Source organism: Bacillus sp. FAU18 (genome assembly GCF_056033885.1).
Genome location: NZ_JBVYHZ010000003.1, coordinates 1632236 through 1647566, shown reverse-complemented (window position 1 = coordinate 1647566; position 15331 = coordinate 1632236). Strand labels below are relative to the sequence as shown.

Sequence of the window (15331 nt, the reverse complement as noted above, 5' to 3'; positions counted from 1 at the left end):
CGTCGAAATCGAAACACTCATTATCCGATCATATCAAGGAGGAATGAGCATGAGCCTTGGAATTGACATGAATGTCAAAGAATCTGTGCTTTGTATTCGATTAACAGGCGAACTCGATCACCATACGGCTGAAACCCTGAAGCAAAAAGTGACTCAATCATTGGAGAAGGATGATATTCGCCATATCGTGCTGAACTTGGAGGACCTTTCCTTTATGGACAGCTCGGGGCTTGGCGTTATTTTAGGAAGATACAAGCAAATTAAGCAAATTGGCGGGGAAATGGTCGTTTGCGCTATCTCTCCTGCGGTGAAGCGATTGTTTGATATGTCGGGTCTGTTTAAAATTATCCGATTTGAACAATCTGAACAGCAGGCGCTCCTGACACTGGGGGTGGCATCATGAAAAATGAAATGCACATTGAGTTTTCTGCCCTCAGTCAGAATGAATCGTTCGCCCGTGTGACAGTTGCTTCATTTATAGCTCAGCTGGACCCGACAATGGATGAACTGACTGAAATCAAAACAGTCGTGTCAGAGGCTGTCACGAATGCGATTATCCATGGATATGAAGAGAACTGTGAAGGGAAAGTTTACATTTCAGTGACGCTGGAAGATCATGTCGTATATATGACTATTCGTGATGAAGGCTTAGGCATTACAGATCTTGAAGAAGCCCGTCAGCCTCTATTTACGACTAAGCCTGAGCTTGAGCGCTCTGGAATGGGCTTTACCATTATGGAAAATTTCATGGATGATGTCAGTATCGATTCATCGCCTGAAATGGGAACAACGATTCGCTTAACAAAGCACTTATCAAAAAGCAAAGCGCTTTGTAATTAAGGAGATTTGTTATGGATGTGGAGGTTAAGAAAAACGGCAAAAACGGTCAGCTGAAGGATCATGAAGTAAAGGAATTAATCAAACAAAGCCAAAATGGCGACCAGCAGGCAAGAGACCTCCTCATAGAAAAAAACATGCGTCTTGTTTGGTCTGTCGTACAGCGGTTTTTAAACAGAGGATATGAGCCTGATGATCTCTTCCAGATCGGCTGCATCGGGCTGTTAAAATCTGTTGACAAATTTGATTTAACCTATGATGTGCGTTTTTCAACGTATGCAGTGCCGATGATTATCGGAGAAATCCAGCGGTTTATCCGTGATGACGGAACCGTAAAAGTATCAAGGTCATTAAAAGAGCTTGGAAACAAAATCCGGCGCGCGAAGGATGAGCTTTCGAAAACACTGGGCAGAGTGCCGACGGTGCAGGAGATCGCTGACCATTTGGAGATTGAAGCTGAGGATGTTGTACTGGCCCAAGAGGCGGTAAGGGCTCCATCTTCGATTCACGAAACCGTCTATGAAAATGACGGAGATCCGATTACCCTGCTCGATCAAATCGCTGACAACTCAGAAGAAAAATGGTTTGACAAAATTGCGCTGAAAGAAGCGATCAGCGATTTGGAGGAAAGGGAAAAACTAATCGTCTATCTCAGATATTATAAAGACCAGACACAGTCCGAGGTGGCTGAGCGGCTCGGGATCTCTCAGGTTCAGGTTTCCAGGCTTGAAAAGAAAATATTAAAACAGATCAAGGTTCAAATGGATCATACGGATGGCTAGTCTGCAGTGCAGGCTAGCTTTTTTGTGTGCAAAAGCGTGGTAATTTATGGTCTTTTCGAGCGGATGAATGAGAACAAAATCGAACCACATACTACATATATAACCACCGAAAGATGGTGATCAATGATGGAACGACGAATATTTATCCGGCTTCGCCACCGGGTGCTGGCACATCCAGGGGATATTATTACCGTTGGAGATGCCGCACAAATAGAAGGGCAGCTTCAGCTGAAAAAGAAACTTTCGGCTATGCCGCTTTATCAGGTGAGCGAAAAAGATAAAAATATCGTAATTCTGGATATCATACAAGTCCTCAGAGCCATTCATTTACAAGATCCGGCACTTGATGTTCAAACCGTAGGCGGAGCAGAAACCATTGTTGAAATTCAGTATCGAAAGCGAAATTTATCAACGGTTCTATTTATCGGTGTCTGGCTGCTTCTGTTTATTGGATCGTGTCTTGCCATCATGAACTTTCATGAGGATGTAAGCATGAGAGATGTTCATATCGCACTATATGAAATCATAACCGGAGAGAGGAATGACTATCCATATTTGCTTCAAATCCCATACAGCATCGGTTTGGGACTGGGGATGATCGTGTTTTTTAACCACATATTTAAAAAGCGCCTAAATGAAGAGCCCAGCCCGCTGGAGGTTGAGATGTTTAACTATCAGCTTGATCTCGATCAATATGTGGCCATGCATGAGAATCAAGAAACCATAAAGGATCTGCATGATCGTTAGTGTATTGTTCATTATTTTTGTCGGGCTCGGCGGAGGCATAACGGTGGGGGCGGGTTTCGTTGCTTTTTTAACCGTAATGGGAATCATTCCGCGGCTGATGCAGCTCACCAAAACAATGAGATTTGTTCAGGCTTATGAAGCGGCTGTTATTCTTGGCGCGGTTTGCGGGGGATGGGAGACGCTTCATATGAATCATCTTTATCTAACAAAATGGATAGCTGTGCCGGTCGGGCTTCTGGCAGGTTTGTTCGTCGGGATGCTAGCGGCTGCTCTTACAGAGGTTTTAAATGTCCTGCCGATTTTGGCAAAACGAATCGGGCTCAGAAGTAAAATCATTATTTTATTAATGGCCATCGTGATTGGGAAAATCGCGGGATCTTTATTTCACTGGCTGTACTTTATTGACCATTCATAAGGAGGTTTCATTCAAGATGACAAACATAAAAGAAAATTACAAATCAAAAGTGAAAACATATCAGCCTAAGCCGCCTTACGTCTGGAACTGTGTAAAAGCCTTTTTAGTGGGCGGGCTGATTTGTGCAATTGGGCAAGGTCTGCAAAATTTTTATATCCATTTTTTTGATTTCAATGAAAAAACTGCGGGGAATCCAACAGCTGCAACGCTGATACTAATTTCTGCCCTGCTTACAGGGTTCGGCATCTATGACAGAATCGGACAATTCGCAGGCGCAGGTTCAGCCGTACCTGTCACAGGTTTTGCCAACAGTATGGCAAGCGCGGCTCTTGAATATAAAAGCGAAGGATTAGTGCTTGGAGTAGCGACAAATATGTTTAAACTGGCAGGAAATGTTATTGTTTTCGGAGTTGTAGCTGCATACATCGTTGGAATGATTCGGTTTGCTTTTGAGAAACTGATGTCATAGGAGGAGAAGAAAATGAAATTAACAGGAAAGCAAACCTGGGTATTTGAACATCCCATATTTGTCAACTCAGCGGGAACGGCAGCAGGACCAAAGGAAAAAAACGGACCGCTCGGCTCTTTATTTGATAAAACCTATGACGAAATGCATTGTAATCAAAAAAGCTGGGAGATGGCGGAACGGCAGCTGATGGAAGACGCTGTTAATGTTGCGCTTCAAAAAAACAATCTGACAAAAGATGATATTGACCTATTGCTGGCAGGCGACTTGCTGAACCAAAACGTGACGGCTAACTATGTGGCAAGACACTTGAAAATCCCATTTCTTTGTATGTTTGGCGCCTGTTCAACATCAATGGAAACAGTGGCTGTCGCATCAGCCTTAGTTGATGGCGGGTTTGCCAAAAGGGCACTCGCTGCCACCAGCAGTCACAATGCAACTGCGGAAAGACAGTTTCGCTATCCGACAGAATACGGAGGGCAAAAACCGGACACTGCTACCTCCACTGTAACCGGAAGCGGTGCAGTTGTCATCAGTCAGACACCGGGTGATATCCAAATCACAAGTGCGACTGTCGGAAAGGTTTCTGATTTAGGAATTACAGATCCTTTTGATATGGGATCGGCTATGGCTCCGGCTGCAGCTGATACGATTAAGCAGCACTTTAAAGATCTCAACCGGACAGCGGATGATTATGATCTAATCCTGACAGGTGACCTGTCAGGCGTCGGTTCTCCAATCGTAAAAGACATTTTAAAAGAAGATGGATATCCAGTCGGCACAAAGCATGATGATTGCGGGCTTCTGATTTACACTCCGGATCAGCAGGTCTTTGCCGGGGGGAGCGGCTGTGCTTGTTCAGCGGTTGTCACCTACTCTCATATTTTTAAGCAGCTGAGAGAAGGAAAATTAAACCGTGTATTTGTCGTGGCGACCGGGGCGCTATTAAGCCCGACGATGATCCAGCAAAAAGAAACCATCCCGACTATCGCCCACGGGGTTGTATTTGAGCGTGCAGGAGGTGCATCTTAACATGGACTACCTTTTGGCTTTTGTCTGCGGCGGGGCCATATGTATCGTCGGCCAGCTGCTCTTGGATATTTTTAAATTGACGCCAGCTCATGTCATGACATCATTTGTTGTAATCGGTGCAATATTAGATGGTTTCGGCATTTACGATAAATTTATTGAATTTGCCGGAGGAGGCGCTACCGTTCCGATCGTCAGCTTCGGTCACAGTCTTCTGCACGGTGCCATGCATCAGGCGCATATACACGGATTTATCGGAATCGGCATGGGGATTTTTGAGCTGACCTCGGCCGGTATCTCAGCCGCTATTCTCTTCGCCTTTATCGTAGCTGTTATTTTCAAACCGAAAGGATAATGCCGACATGACGACAAAACGCAAGGTCATACTGGTAACAGACGGGGATGTTTATGCCGCTAAAACAATTGAATACGCCGCAAGCAAAGTGGGAGGTCGGTGTATTTCACAATCAAAAGGGAATCCTTCCACCCGCAGCGGCGCCGAGCTTGTCAAGCTGATCGCCTCAGCACCGTATGATCCTGTATTTGTCATGTTTGACGACTCAGGCCTTCAAGGAGAGGGTCCGGGAGAAGCCGCTCTAACCTATGTCGCAACCCATCCGTCTATTGAAGTGCTCGGTGTGATTGCGGTCGCGTCAAAAACACATCAGGCTGAATGGACCAGGGTCGATGTAAGCATTGACCGCAATGGAGAAATAACTGAATACGGCGTCGATAAAGTCGGGGAAAGAGAATTTGATGACCACAGAATGAGTGGAGATACAGTCTATTGCCTTGATAAACTTGATCTCCCGCTTATTGTCGGTATCGGGGATATCGGCAAAATGGGCAGAAAAGACGATATCTCAAAAGGGTCGCCAATCACCATGAAAGCGGTCGAGTTTATTTTAGAAAGGAGCGGGTATCATGCCGGACCACAAGGAAGAGAAAATTCGGGTTTATCGGAATCCAGCTAAAAATGAAGAGTACTTCAAAAACCGTGTCGGGATGGGGACAAGCTATGATGTAGGTGTTCGCAAGCTCACGATTTTAGACAAAGAGATCCAGCTTTACTATCTAAATGGATTGTGCGATACAGCCTATATTATTCATTTAATGAGAGAGCTTGTTGCCATTAACAATCGGAAAGAAGACCCTGATGAGCTGGTCGACATCGTCGAAAACAGGCTGCTTAACGCCCAGGTCGAAAAAGTAAAAACCTTGGATGAAACCACCGACCAAGTGCTGTCCGGGCTCGTCGCGGTCATTGTTGAAGGTGCAGGTTTCGCATTTATAATTGACGTCAGAAGCTATCCGGGCAGAAACCCGGAAGAACCTGATACGGAAAAGGTAGTCAGGGGAGCCAGAGACGGATTTGTTGAAAATATCGTCGTCAATACGGCCCTTCTCAGAAGGCGGATCAGAGACGAACGCCTTCGAGTCAAGATGACTAAAGTTGGTGAGCGGTCAAAGACGGATTTAAGCATTTGTTATATAGAAGATATAGCTGATCCGGATCTGGTTGAGATCGTAGAAAAAGAAATTGCATCCATTGATGTCGATGGATTAACAATGGCAGACAAAACTGTCGAGGAATTCATTGTGAATCAAAGCTATAATCCTTTTCCGCTCGTGCGCTATACAGAAAGACCGGATGTGGCCGCAAATCATGTTCTAGAAGGCCATGTTATCATTATAGTGGACACATCGCCGAGTGTAATCATTACCCCGACGACTTTATTTCACCATGTGCAGCATGCTGAAGAATATAGGCAGGCGCCTTCAGTCGGGACCTTTTTAAGATGGGTAAGATTTTTCGGTATTCTTGCTTCTACTTTATTTCTTCCGATCTGGTTTCTCTTTGTGCTTCAGCCTGATCTGCTCCCGGACAACATGAAATTTATTGGTTTAAATAAAGATACGCATATCCCGATCATCCTGCAGATATTTTTAGCTGACTTAGGAATCGAGTTTCTCAGAATGGCTGCCATTCACACCCCGACGGCTTTATCGACAGCAATGGGTTTAATTGCCGCTGTTCTGATCGGGCAGATTGCGATTGAAGTCGGCCTTTTTTCTCCTGAGGTGATTCTGTACGTCTCACTTGCGGCGATTGGAACCTTTACGACGCCTAGTTATGAATTAAGCTTGGCAAACAAAATGAGCCGTCTTGTCCTCATGATACTCGTTGCCTTATTTCATATAAAAGGGCTCGTCATCGGATTTACAGTGCTAATTATTGCCATGGCAAGCATCAAATCCCTTCAGACACCGTACTTATGGCCATTGATTCCCTTTAACGGAAAGGCGCTGTGGCAGGTTCTTGTCCGCACAGCGAAACCTGGCGCAAAAGTAAGACCCAGTATCGTTCACCCCAAAAATCGCTTAAGGCAGCCTACCAATTCATAATCGCATTGAAACTGACTGAAGAGTATGATAATGTATGTCTTAATTATGAAGGGACAGTCCATAAAACTGTCCTTTCATCCATAAGCGGAGAAAGAGGGAATGACATTGTTCTTACACGGCACAAGCAGACAAAATCAACATGGTCATTTAGAAATCGGAGGTGTGGATGCTCTCTATTTAGCGGAGAAATATGGTACACCTCTTTACGTATATGATGTGGCTTTAATACGTGAGCGTGCTAAAAGCTTTAAGCAGGCGTTTATTTCTGCAGGGCTAAAAGCACAGGTGGCATATGCGAGCAAAGCATTCTCATCAGTCGCAATGATTCAGCTCGCTGAGGAAGAGGGACTTTCTTTAGATGTCGTATCCGGAGGAGAGCTATATACGGCTGTTGCGGCAGGCTTTCCGGCGGAACGCATCCACTTTCATGGGAACAATAAGAGCAGGGAAGAACTGCGCATGGCGCTTGAGCACCGCATCGGCTGCATTGTGGTGGATAATTTCTATGAAATAGCGCTTCTTGAAGACCTATGTAAAGAAACGGGTCACTCCATCGATGTTCTTCTTCGGATCACGCCCGGAGTAGAAGCGCATACGCATGATTACATTACAACGGGCCAGGAAGATTCAAAGTTTGGTTTCGATCTTCATAACGGACAAACTGAACGGGCCATTGAACAAGTATTACAATCGGAACACATTCAGCTGCTGGGTGTCCATTGCCATATCGGCTCGCAAATTTTTGATACGGCCGGTTTTGTGTTAGCGGCGGAAAAAATCTTCAAAAAACTAGACGAGTGGAGAGATTCATATTCATTTGTATCCAAGGTGCTGAATCTTGGAGGAGGTTTCGGCATTCGTTATACGGAAGATGATGAACCGCTTCATGCCACTGAATACGTTGAAAAAATTATCGAAGCTGTGAAAGAAAATGCTTCCCGTTACGGTTTTGACATCCCGGAAATTTGGATCGAACCGGGCCGTTCTCTCGTGGGAGACGCAGGCACAACTCTTTATACGGTTGGCTCTCAAAAAGAAGTGCCGGGTGTCCGCCAATATGTGGCTGTAGACGGAGGCATGAACGACAATATTCGTCCTGCGCTTTACCAAGCTAAATATGAAGCTGCGGCAGCCAACAGGATCGGAGAAGCGCATGACAAAACGGTATCAATTGCCGGAAAGTGCTGTGAAAGCGGAGATATGCTGATTTGGGATATTGACCTGCCGGAAGTAAAAGAAGGCGATCTTCTTGCCGTTTTTTGTACAGGCGCTTATGGATACAGCATGGCCAACAATTATAACCGTATTCCGAGACCCGCCGTTGTATTTGTCGAAAACGGTGAGGCTCATTTAGTCGTGAAGCGAGAAACATACGAAGATATTGTAAAACTTGATCTGCCATTTAAAACGGGTGTAAAGCAATAAAAGAAAGCGCCGATTTTTCGGCGCTTTTCCTATTTGAATATAGATACAATCGCATTCCAGATAGATACGAAGAAATCAATGACTTTCTGGATGAAGTTTTTGCCTTCATCTGATTCTATGAATTTCGTAATCTTATCTTTCGCTTTATCTAGCTGGTCACTGACCTGTCCCCAGTCAATGTCAGCGTTTTTCATCTTATTGAATAGGGAGACAAGCTGATTCTTTTGGCTGTCAGTAAGTGTGACGTTTAAATCAGAAGCTGCGTCATCCACTTGTTTTTCGATGTCAGCTTTATTATCAGGCACCCCGTTTTTAGCAAACTCTTCTTTGATTTTTGCAATCAGGGCTGCCGCATTTTCGTTACCGATTTTGTCTCCAAGCTCTGATGTCGTGACAAGCTCTTGGTTGGCGACCTGCTTAACATCCTCCGAGATCGCTTCGTCAGAAGAAACTTCATACGCCTTAATCAATCCAGTTAAAGCCGCAGTCCCAGATACTTCAAACGGTGCTGTAACATACACCTTCGCATCTTTAACACCGGCTGTCATCAGTGCATTCAGGTACATTTCATCCGTGATGCCGCTGATATTATGGGTCTCAACATTCAATCCGGAGCCTTTTTTGGCAATGGTGATTGAGGATGAAGAAATCGCTCTCGATCCGATTTGTGCGTTCGATATATATTTTCCTAAATATTCATGTTCTTCCTTATTGGTCACGGTTACCGTTGTGGCATTATCAGGGACATTCATTTCATCAAGCACTTTTTGTTTGTCGGATTCTGACAAATCAGCACCAAGTGTTACAATGACATCTCCAACTGCGGCATCCGCGAGACTGACCTTCGGAACCGTCAGCAGCAAAACGGCCGCTGCCAGCATTCCAATCCAAATTTTCTTCAAAGCAGTTTGACCTCCTTCAATTTCACAAGCAGCTGGATAGTGCTGCTTTGTGAGGACCTGAATCATGAAAAATACAGTTCCGTTAGGTTAGACGGAGATAAAGAGATTCAGGTTTCATTTTTATTTTTTAGTAAAGCCGGGAGATTCGTTTTCCCCCGAAAGGTGTGGTATAATAGCCGCGACAAGGAGAGACAGGCCATAACCTATCATACATAATCTCCTTTGAAAATTAAAATAAAGAAAGTAGGCATACAATTGAAAACAGGTTACTTTTTATTAGAAGACGGGAACAAAATTGAATTTGAACTTTATCCTGAAGCTGCACCTGGAACTGTTGCAAACTTTGAAAAGCTTGCGAACGAAGGCTTTTATGACGGGCTTACATTCCACCGAGTGATTCCTGGCTTCGTCAGCCAAGGCGGCTGCCCGCACGGAACTGGTACAGAGTCAAATACCCACCCTAAACCTGTTGCCCTTACTAATCTTAACCTGTCAAGCCTACTTTCTTCTTTGGAACTATCTAAAAGCATACAATTTGAATATGAGATACAGAGAGGGGCTTAACAGCTTCTCTTTTTTTAGGGGAGGGCATTAGTGGGGCTTTAGAGAGTGCTGAGGAGGCTTTAGAAGGCTGTTTGCTTGTGTCTGATACTAAGTAAGGTGTAGCCATTAAAGCGCCTGAGGGGGCTAGTTTGGTGTTTGTAGAAGTGAATACAAATGAGTACAGAGAGACTGCATAAGCCTCTCTGTTTTTTTTTCTTTATGAGCCTGCTCCTCTTGAGGCTACAGTTACCTCATTACTGTCATGCTGTAGAGTTTGGAATCTGTCAGCCTGAGGGGTGTTTAAGGTACTTACCACAAGTAAGCCAAGAGATGAAGTGATAATAGCAGCTATAACAAGTTTTTTCATGTTAAATGACCTCCTTACCTGTTAGCTTACTTGATTTTATTGCCTTTTCCAAGAAATATGAAGATTCTTTATAATTATTTAATGAACTATACACATGAGCTACATCTACAGCCAGTGCCTCTATGTCCACATATGCCTGTCTAGCTTCAAGCTTGTCTATGTTTGCCTTAACTTGCTCTATGGACTCCTGAGGAGAGCTGTAGCACATATGCAGAATAGAGAATTTTAAAGAAAAATTTGTATTGTCTATTTGTTCTGAGAATTTAATGCCCTCATCTACCCACTCAAGGGCTTTGGCTGTTTCCCCAGTTTTGTAGTTAGACCTTGCAGATTCATACACACACTGTAGATAAGATACAGGAGCATTCTCTTTAAGGTTGTCAGTTTTGAATGCTGTATCAAAGAACTGGATAGCCTCACAGTGCTTGTCCTCTTGTATCTTCAAAAAGCCTAAGTCATAGTAAGCCAAGGCTAAGAGGTGATTATCTCCTGACTTTTTCAACTTTTCTACACAGTCCTTTAGCATGTCCTCTGCTGTCTCTAATCTGCCATCATCAATATAATTCAAGGCTAACAGCATGTCACAGTTGATAACCTGTTTCTCATAGCCACCATGCCCTTTATAAATACCTTTAGCTTGTGATAGGTGATGATAAGATAATAAGGTGGTCTTTGTGAAGTAATACAGGCTTCCTAGCTTATAATGAAACTCAGCTTTTTCTATTTCATCATATACCTTATCTAACTGTTTCTCAGCCATCCTAAAGAGAGACAGTGCTTGAGAGTAGTTATTCCTTGAGCTTTCAAACATTCCCTTGAATAGGAAGAAATAAAACCTCAGCATGTCATCTGTCTTTATTCTTTCCTCATCAGTTAAAGTAGGCTCTTTCCCTGCTAAATCCTCCATAAGGACTTTAAACCTATAATCTAAGATATTGAAATAAAGAAGTACATCTTGATTCTCCTCCATGTCCTCAAGCACATCAATGATCTTGTCTCTAAGCTCTACAGCCTGAGAAATCTCTCTCTTTCTGATATGAACATACCAGTCATTGATGAGGTTAGCTACATCCACTGAGGCTAACTCAGTCATTAAAAAACCCTCCTTTAGTCAGTATGTACAATATTTTACAGAAAAGTCCTAATTTTTGCAAAGGCTAATTGTTTCATATTAAGTATCAAAAAAGTATCAAAAATTACAAGATAGTGTTTGACAGTATACTGTAACTGTAGTATACTAAAAGAGTAGAGAGGAGGGAAGAAGTGAGATATAGAGAAGTAGCAAAAACCCTCAGGAAACAAGGCTGTGAAGTCATTCGCCAAAATGGAACTTCACATGTAATATGGTATAGCCCACTGACGAACAGAAACTTTCCTGTTCCTAACCATCCCAGTAGAGATATACCAAAGCCTTTCCTAAGGGAATTATCCAAACAGTCAGGGGTTAAGCTCATCTAAGAGCTTTCCCTGCTCTTTCTCAATCTGTATAATAACACATATAATACAGGATTGGGTATTACTTACTCTAGGAGGTCACTTTAAAATGGCAGTGTTTAAATATTATGCAAAGATTGACAGAGAAAAACTTGATGGCACAGGTCTATATATGGTTAGCTTTCCTGATTTAGAAAACTGCTTCACTTATGGTGAGACAATGCAGGAGGCTGTAGCTATGGCTCATGATGCACTAAGAGAGCTTTTAGCTGTAGAGGAGCAGCAAGGGAATCACATTCCTAAAGCATCAGATATTAAAGACATTGATATTGAGGCAGGAGCAAGCTATGTCCTCATAGAGGTAGCTACAGATAAGGTGGAGGAGGCAAGCTAGGTGCAGGAATTGGCTAAGGAGTATGCTGAGCTGTTTTTCAAGGCTAAGCAAGCTCAGTACAGGTTAGCAGACATAGAGGATAAGGTACAGGAGCTAGGGCAGTGGGATGACTTCAAACAGGAAGTTAAGGCACACCTAAAGCTATTATGTATTATGGAGGGCTGAGTAATCAGGGTTACCCTCCTTCTGCTATACTAGAGGAGAAAAGGAGAGGTAACTGTGATAATACTGATAATACTCATCATCATGGCTATTGGTGGCTGTGGGATGCTTTGGGATAAGTACAGGGTTAGAAGGTACAGAAGTGCTAAGCTGTGGGAACAGGTGGAGAAGTTTGAGGAAGAAAGAAGAAACAGGAGGGGCTGAGTAATCAGCTCTTTTGTTATTATTTCTAGTGTGGTATACTTTTGTGCAGGGAGTAAGGTGTCAATACCTTTGCTTCTCACTATGTTTCAGCGTTTCTTGCTTGGTCGGCGGGAGCGCTTTTTTAAGGGCTGAGCAATCAGCTCTTTTTTTTATGGTATTGACTACCTATAGAGGAAACATTAAAATAGATTGGTAGGTTTAGCATAATAAGATATTTACAGGAGGCATTTACTTTGATTAGACAACAAAATACAGTTTGGGTGCAGGATGTACCTAGCACACTATCAGAGCTACTTTTTGACTTGGTGGGGATGTCAGCCTCAGAGATAGGGCTTCAAGGAGTTATCTATTGGGCTGAGAGCAGGCTTACTGAGTTTCACAACCATGTCACTAAAAAGGAGTACAGTGAGGTCATTGATATGATGTTACAATTTGACAATGAGTACCTTGCTACCATGATAAGTGAGCTACAAACATTCCTGATAAAGCACAGTCTGAAAATGGCTGTGTAAGCTCCCTCCTCTAGGGTAATGCTTGTAAGGTGCTTTTAGTAGATTGTACCTTACAGGCAGTGACTGAGGGGAAGGCTTAGTGAAACTGTATATTTGTATATCATAAATATATTTGATAGTGAATAATGATAACCCTATATAGGCAGTTAATTGAATATTAATATTCAAAACTGCAAACTCTTAGGGAATAGTAGTTTGATCTACCAGTAAAGTAGTACACCATTTTATAAAAGTAAGAATAAAAAATGAAGTATAACTGAATAATGTCTAATCAAAGTAATGCTCCTACCTACATATGCCTAACTGTTGACCGCAGTTAGGTTTTTTTGTTGTCACAGATTATAAAGAGGGGTCTAACTAAGGTATTGAGGAGGTGATACCTTGAGTATGAAACAGTTTAAGAATGATGATATGGATATTGTAGGTGAGCAGCTAGAGGACAATGGTCAGTACCTGTTTGTCAGAAGTCAGGGCTTCCTGTATGCTGTGTCCAAGAAGAATCTTACTGTTACTGACCTGCCTAAGGCAGAAAAAGTAGAGGATGCAGTTGAGGCAGTTGAGCCTGAGAAGGCAGTTAAACCTGTCAAGAAAAGGGGAAGAAAGCCCAAAAAGGCTGAGAATGCTGTAGAATAACTGTTAATTAAAGGGAGTAGGCTGATGCTTGCTCCTTTTTTTGTATCAGTGGTTGTAACACAAAGCTAATTATAGGGGGTCAGTTTTTGACTGGGGGGAGGGGGTATCTGAATTTTTTAGGCAGGCTGAGGCTAGTCATATCAAGGGTTTGGAGCTTTTAAAGTACTAGCTACAATATTTAGTACAGTAAAATTACTTTATTTAGAGTGTTACAGCTAACTACATAGTAGGAATAACAGATATAACATTTCTTTTAAAACAGTATAAAAGTAATAACAGTTATAAACAGTATAGAAACAGTATAAGGAATAAGATAAAGAATAAGAATAAATGTAAGGAGACACTTTGTTTGGGCTGTTACAGTTAGACATAGTAGTGAGAGAGGGAATGACCTTTTAGAGGGTTATCAGCCTCCAAAATCTCTCTCTAAGTTGTCTCCTATTGTTACCTCTAAAGGGTCTTTTCTGATGAGTCTGATGGATAGCTTTTAGCTACCTGTCAGGCTTTTTTATTTACCCTTTTATCCAAGATATTTAGAGATCATGTCTCTGATTATAGAAGGTAAATGGAGGTTAAATGTAGGAGCAAGCTGATTTTTGATCTTGGATTTTTGTTGTTACTGTGGCAAAGCTTTATTTTTACAGTTAAATGCCTGTAAATGATAGCAAATAAATGGATGTACAAGACAGTTAAATGTCTGATAAATGCAGTAATATCAAGGGATTAAATGACCTGTAAATGACAAGTTAAATGGCTGTTAAATGACAGTAAATATAAGGCAAGTGCTGCAAGGCAAGTGAGAGATGATGGTGAGAAAAGTACAAGAAAAGGGGAGTGGATACACTGTGAAAAATAAAAGGAAGGCATTAAAGCCTGAGCAATACAAGGCAATAGCCCTAATGGTATACAAGGATGTTAATGGGCTTACCAATGAGATGATTGCTAAAGAGGTGGGGGTCAATCCTAGTACCCTGTATGAATGGAAGAAGGGGCAGGCATTTAATGATGAGCTTATCAGGCAGTCTGAGGAAGTACAGAGAAGCTTTCTAGCAGATACCTACACACAGCTAAGGATGATTATTAATAACCCTAAAGCTAAAGAAGGTACTAAGATTAAGGCTATTGAATTGGTACTCAAGAATCAAGGCAGACTTAAAGATGTACAAGAAGTTAATCAGTCTGTTGATGAGAAGTCTCTAACAGATATACTATCTGAATTGAAAAACATCTAAGCAAAGGCAGAGCAGTGATGCTCTGTCTGTTTTTTATTTTATTTATTGAGACTAACTTATGAGACTGTTTAAAGCCTTATGTATCAATGATTAAATAACTGTCTCAGAATCAGGTGTTTATGAGACTGTTGATACACACTAACTCTCTGTTACTCTGCTGTGAAACTCTACATAAAAATAAAATGGCTCAAGCTTTTTGGGGGCTACAGGGGGGGAACAGGGGTAGGAGGGGCTAGGGCAAGTGCCTCTAACATTTACACAATGGAAAATACCTTTTTGGTGGAAGTTCATTTCCAGTTACTCTACAGCAACTCTACAGAAAATGCATCCATATCAATAACCATTACTCTACAGCAACTCTAAAGTAACTCTACTGATCTAAAAGCTTTGCCACATCATACCCAGTTATTGCCTTGCATATATCCAGTATTCTGCTATTATTAGACTATAAACAAGAACAAGTGTTCTACTTTTAGGAGTTGGAAAGAGTGAAAAAAATACAACATTGGGAAAAAGGTACTCCTGCTGAGGTTTGGTATTTACTTGAGGATTGGGGCTACTTTAGATCAGATATCAATCTCACAGATGCAGTAAATGTAGCCAAGTATATACTTAACAGCCTCACCACTATTGACCCCACAGATTATTACTACTCTCTGAAAGAGTTAGACAGTACCCAGTACCATAACATGATGAGTGACTGCCTTAACTTCATTCACAAGTATCAATCAATGACAACAATACAACTAGGTAAACTTGCTGAATAAGTAGGGCTATAACAGCTCTGCTTTTTTTGTTGCCTGTCACAGTTTCAAAAGTCTCCTCTAACTAAGGGTTGAAA

The 15331-nt window shown here is 42.2% G+C and carries 22 protein-coding genes and 1 pseudogene; 20 read left to right on the top strand and 3 right to left on the bottom strand.

What is annotated here, in order from left to right; all coding sequences use genetic code 11:
- Positions 1-49: 49 nt before the first annotated feature.
- The 11 genes from spoIIAA to lysA all read left to right on the top strand — a co-directional run bounded on the left by spoIIAA (position 50) and on the right by lysA (position 8107).
- A complete protein-coding gene (gene spoIIAA / locus AC0OMU_RS08725; protein WP_004398633.1) occupies positions 50-403 on the top strand; it encodes an anti-sigma F factor antagonist in 354 nt (117 codons plus the stop codon).
- A complete protein-coding gene (spoIIAB, locus tag AC0OMU_RS08720; RefSeq protein WP_014477237.1) occupies positions 400-840 on the top strand; it encodes an anti-sigma F factor in 441 nt (146 codons plus the stop codon). The genes spoIIAA and spoIIAB overlap by 4 nt, the downstream gene beginning before the upstream one ends.
- 11 nt (positions 841-851) lie before the next feature.
- Positions 852-1619 carry an RNA polymerase sporulation sigma factor SigF gene (gene sigF, locus AC0OMU_RS08715; RefSeq protein WP_474241094.1) on the top strand — a complete coding sequence of 256 codons (768 nt, stop codon included), beginning with the start codon at positions 852-854 and terminating at the stop codon, positions 1617-1619.
- A 126-nt stretch (positions 1620-1745) separates the two neighbouring features.
- A complete protein-coding gene (gene spoVAA, locus AC0OMU_RS08710; protein WP_015483402.1) occupies positions 1746-2366 on the top strand; it encodes a stage V sporulation protein SpoVAA in 621 nt (206 codons plus the stop codon).
- Complete coding sequence (spoVAB, locus tag AC0OMU_RS08705; RefSeq protein WP_003230463.1) at positions 2356-2781, top strand: stage V sporulation protein SpoVAB; 426 nt, start codon at positions 2356-2358, stop codon at positions 2779-2781. The genes spoVAA and spoVAB overlap by 11 nt, the downstream gene beginning before the upstream one ends.
- A gap of 16 nt (positions 2782-2797) precedes the next feature.
- Positions 2798-3250, top strand: coding sequence for a stage V sporulation protein AC (gene spoVAC / locus AC0OMU_RS08700; protein ID WP_003223947.1), 453 nt, complete (start codon positions 2798-2800; stop codon positions 3248-3250).
- A 12-nt stretch (positions 3251-3262) separates the two neighbouring features.
- Positions 3263-4279, top strand: a complete 1017-nt coding sequence (spoVAD, locus tag AC0OMU_RS08695; RefSeq protein ID WP_474241093.1) for a stage V sporulation protein AD — start codon at positions 3263-3265, stop codon at positions 4277-4279.
- 1 nt (position 4280) lies between these two features.
- On the top strand, positions 4281-4631 hold the full coding sequence (gene spoVAE, locus AC0OMU_RS08690; RefSeq protein WP_003230467.1) for a stage V sporulation protein AE: 351 nt from the start codon (positions 4281-4283) through the stop codon (positions 4629-4631).
- Between the two features lie 7 nt (positions 4632-4638).
- The gene (gene spoVAEA, locus AC0OMU_RS08685) at positions 4639-5250 is read left to right on the top strand and encodes a stage V sporulation protein SpoVABEA (RefSeq protein ID WP_003230469.1); all 612 of its coding nucleotides are present in this window, start codon (positions 4639-4641) and stop codon (positions 5248-5250) included.
- Complete coding sequence (spoVAF, locus tag AC0OMU_RS08680; RefSeq protein ID WP_003230471.1) at positions 5201-6682, top strand: spore germination protein SpoVAF; 1482 nt, start codon at positions 5201-5203, stop codon at positions 6680-6682. Before spoVAEA ends, spoVAF begins: the two co-directional genes overlap by 50 nt.
- Positions 6683-6787: 105 nt before the next feature.
- Positions 6788-8107: a diaminopimelate decarboxylase gene (gene lysA, locus AC0OMU_RS08675; RefSeq protein ID WP_004398851.1), complete on the top strand. Its 1320-nt coding sequence runs from the start codon at positions 6788-6790 to the stop codon at positions 8105-8107.
- Positions 8108-8136: 29 nt separating this feature from the next.
- On the opposite strand, the gene AC0OMU_RS08670 is transcribed toward lysA, so the two are convergent.
- Complete coding sequence (locus AC0OMU_RS08670) at positions 8137-9009, bottom strand: DUF1002 domain-containing protein (RefSeq protein WP_014480169.1); 873 nt, start codon at positions 9007-9009, stop codon at positions 8137-8139.
- A gap of 255 nt (positions 9010-9264) precedes the next feature.
- Between AC0OMU_RS08670 and AC0OMU_RS08665 the strand changes: the two are divergent.
- Positions 9265-9453, top strand: a pseudogene (locus tag AC0OMU_RS08665) (peptidylprolyl isomerase); the annotation flags it as partial.
- 316 nt (positions 9454-9769) lie between these two features.
- Here the strand turns inward: AC0OMU_RS08665 and AC0OMU_RS08660 are convergent.
- Entirely contained in the window at positions 9770-9919 is a 150-nt protein-coding gene (locus AC0OMU_RS08660) for a hypothetical protein (RefSeq protein WP_474241092.1), read from the bottom strand.
- Between the two features lies 1 nt (position 9920).
- The gene (locus AC0OMU_RS08655) at positions 9921-11012 is read right to left on the bottom strand and encodes a response regulator aspartate phosphatase (RefSeq protein WP_340034508.1); all 1092 of its coding nucleotides are present in this window, start codon (positions 11010-11012) and stop codon (positions 9921-9923) included.
- 170 nt (positions 11013-11182) lie between these two features.
- On the opposite strand from AC0OMU_RS08655, the gene AC0OMU_RS08650 reads away from it, so the two are divergent.
- The 8 genes from AC0OMU_RS08650 (at position 11183) to AC0OMU_RS08615 (ending at position 15257) form a co-directional block, all read left to right on the top strand.
- Entirely contained in the window at positions 11183-11377 is a 195-nt protein-coding gene (locus tag AC0OMU_RS08650; RefSeq protein WP_083244529.1) for a type II toxin-antitoxin system HicA family toxin, read from the top strand.
- Positions 11378-11462: 85 nt separating this feature from the next.
- Positions 11463-11747: a type II toxin-antitoxin system HicB family antitoxin gene (locus tag AC0OMU_RS08645; RefSeq protein ID WP_069487228.1), complete on the top strand. Its 285-nt coding sequence runs from the start codon at positions 11463-11465 to the stop codon at positions 11745-11747.
- Positions 11748-11912 carry a hypothetical protein gene (locus AC0OMU_RS08640; protein ID WP_224067250.1) on the top strand — a complete coding sequence of 55 codons (165 nt, stop codon included), beginning with the start codon at positions 11748-11750 and terminating at the stop codon, positions 11910-11912.
- Positions 11913-11966: 54 nt separating this feature from the next.
- Positions 11967-12113 (top strand): hypothetical protein, encoded by a 147-nt coding sequence (locus AC0OMU_RS08635; protein WP_172861803.1) that lies wholly within the window; start codon positions 11967-11969, stop codon positions 12111-12113.
- A 233-nt stretch (positions 12114-12346) separates the two neighbouring features.
- Positions 12347-12625 (top strand): hypothetical protein, encoded by a 279-nt coding sequence (locus AC0OMU_RS08630; RefSeq protein WP_474241091.1) that lies wholly within the window; start codon positions 12347-12349, stop codon positions 12623-12625.
- A 387-nt stretch (positions 12626-13012) separates the two neighbouring features.
- Positions 13013-13258: a hypothetical protein gene (locus AC0OMU_RS08625; RefSeq protein WP_224067376.1), complete on the top strand. Its 246-nt coding sequence runs from the start codon at positions 13013-13015 to the stop codon at positions 13256-13258.
- Between the two features lie 845 nt (positions 13259-14103).
- Positions 14104-14490 carry a phBC6A51 family helix-turn-helix protein gene (locus AC0OMU_RS08620; RefSeq protein WP_474241090.1) on the top strand — a complete coding sequence of 129 codons (387 nt, stop codon included), beginning with the start codon at positions 14104-14106 and terminating at the stop codon, positions 14488-14490.
- 488 nt (positions 14491-14978) lie between these two features.
- Complete coding sequence (locus AC0OMU_RS08615; protein WP_146876862.1) at positions 14979-15257, top strand: hypothetical protein; 279 nt, start codon at positions 14979-14981, stop codon at positions 15255-15257.
- Positions 15258-15331 lie beyond the last annotated feature (74 nt).

Bases quoted from the DNA above. Each gene is read 5' to 3' on its own strand.
- spoIIAA (WP_004398633.1), top strand. From the start codon at position 50: ATGAGCCTTGGAATTGACATGAATGTCAAAGAATCTGTGCTTTGTATT.
- spoIIAB (WP_014477237.1), top strand. From the start codon at position 400: ATGAAAAATGAAATGCACATTGAGTTTTCTGCCCTCAGTCAGAATGAA.
- sigF (WP_474241094.1), top strand. From the start codon at position 852: ATGGATGTGGAGGTTAAGAAAAACGGCAAAAACGGTCAGCTGAAGGAT.
- spoVAA (WP_015483402.1), top strand. From the start codon at position 1,746: ATGGAACGACGAATATTTATCCGGCTTCGCCACCGGGTGCTGGCACAT.
- spoVAB (WP_003230463.1), top strand. From the start codon at position 2,356: ATGATCGTTAGTGTATTGTTCATTATTTTTGTCGGGCTCGGCGGAGGC.
- spoVAC (WP_003223947.1), top strand. From the start codon at position 2,798: ATGACAAACATAAAAGAAAATTACAAATCAAAAGTGAAAACATATCAG.
- spoVAD (WP_474241093.1), top strand. From the start codon at position 3,263: ATGAAATTAACAGGAAAGCAAACCTGGGTATTTGAACATCCCATATTT.
- spoVAE (WP_003230467.1), top strand. From the start codon at position 4,281: ATGGACTACCTTTTGGCTTTTGTCTGCGGCGGGGCCATATGTATCGTC.
- spoVAEA (WP_003230469.1), top strand. From the start codon at position 4,639: ATGACGACAAAACGCAAGGTCATACTGGTAACAGACGGGGATGTTTAT.
- spoVAF (WP_003230471.1), top strand. From the start codon at position 5,201: ATGCCGGACCACAAGGAAGAGAAAATTCGGGTTTATCGGAATCCAGCT.
- AC0OMU_RS08660 (WP_474241092.1), bottom strand. From the start codon at position 9,919: ATGAAAAAACTTGTTATAGCTGCTATTATCACTTCATCTCTTGGCTTA.
- AC0OMU_RS08655 (WP_340034508.1), bottom strand. From the start codon at position 11,012: ATGACTGAGTTAGCCTCAGTGGATGTAGCTAACCTCATCAATGACTGG.
- AC0OMU_RS08645 (WP_069487228.1), top strand. From the start codon at position 11,463: ATGGCAGTGTTTAAATATTATGCAAAGATTGACAGAGAAAAACTTGAT.
- AC0OMU_RS08625 (WP_224067376.1), top strand. From the start codon at position 13,013: ATGAAACAGTTTAAGAATGATGATATGGATATTGTAGGTGAGCAGCTA.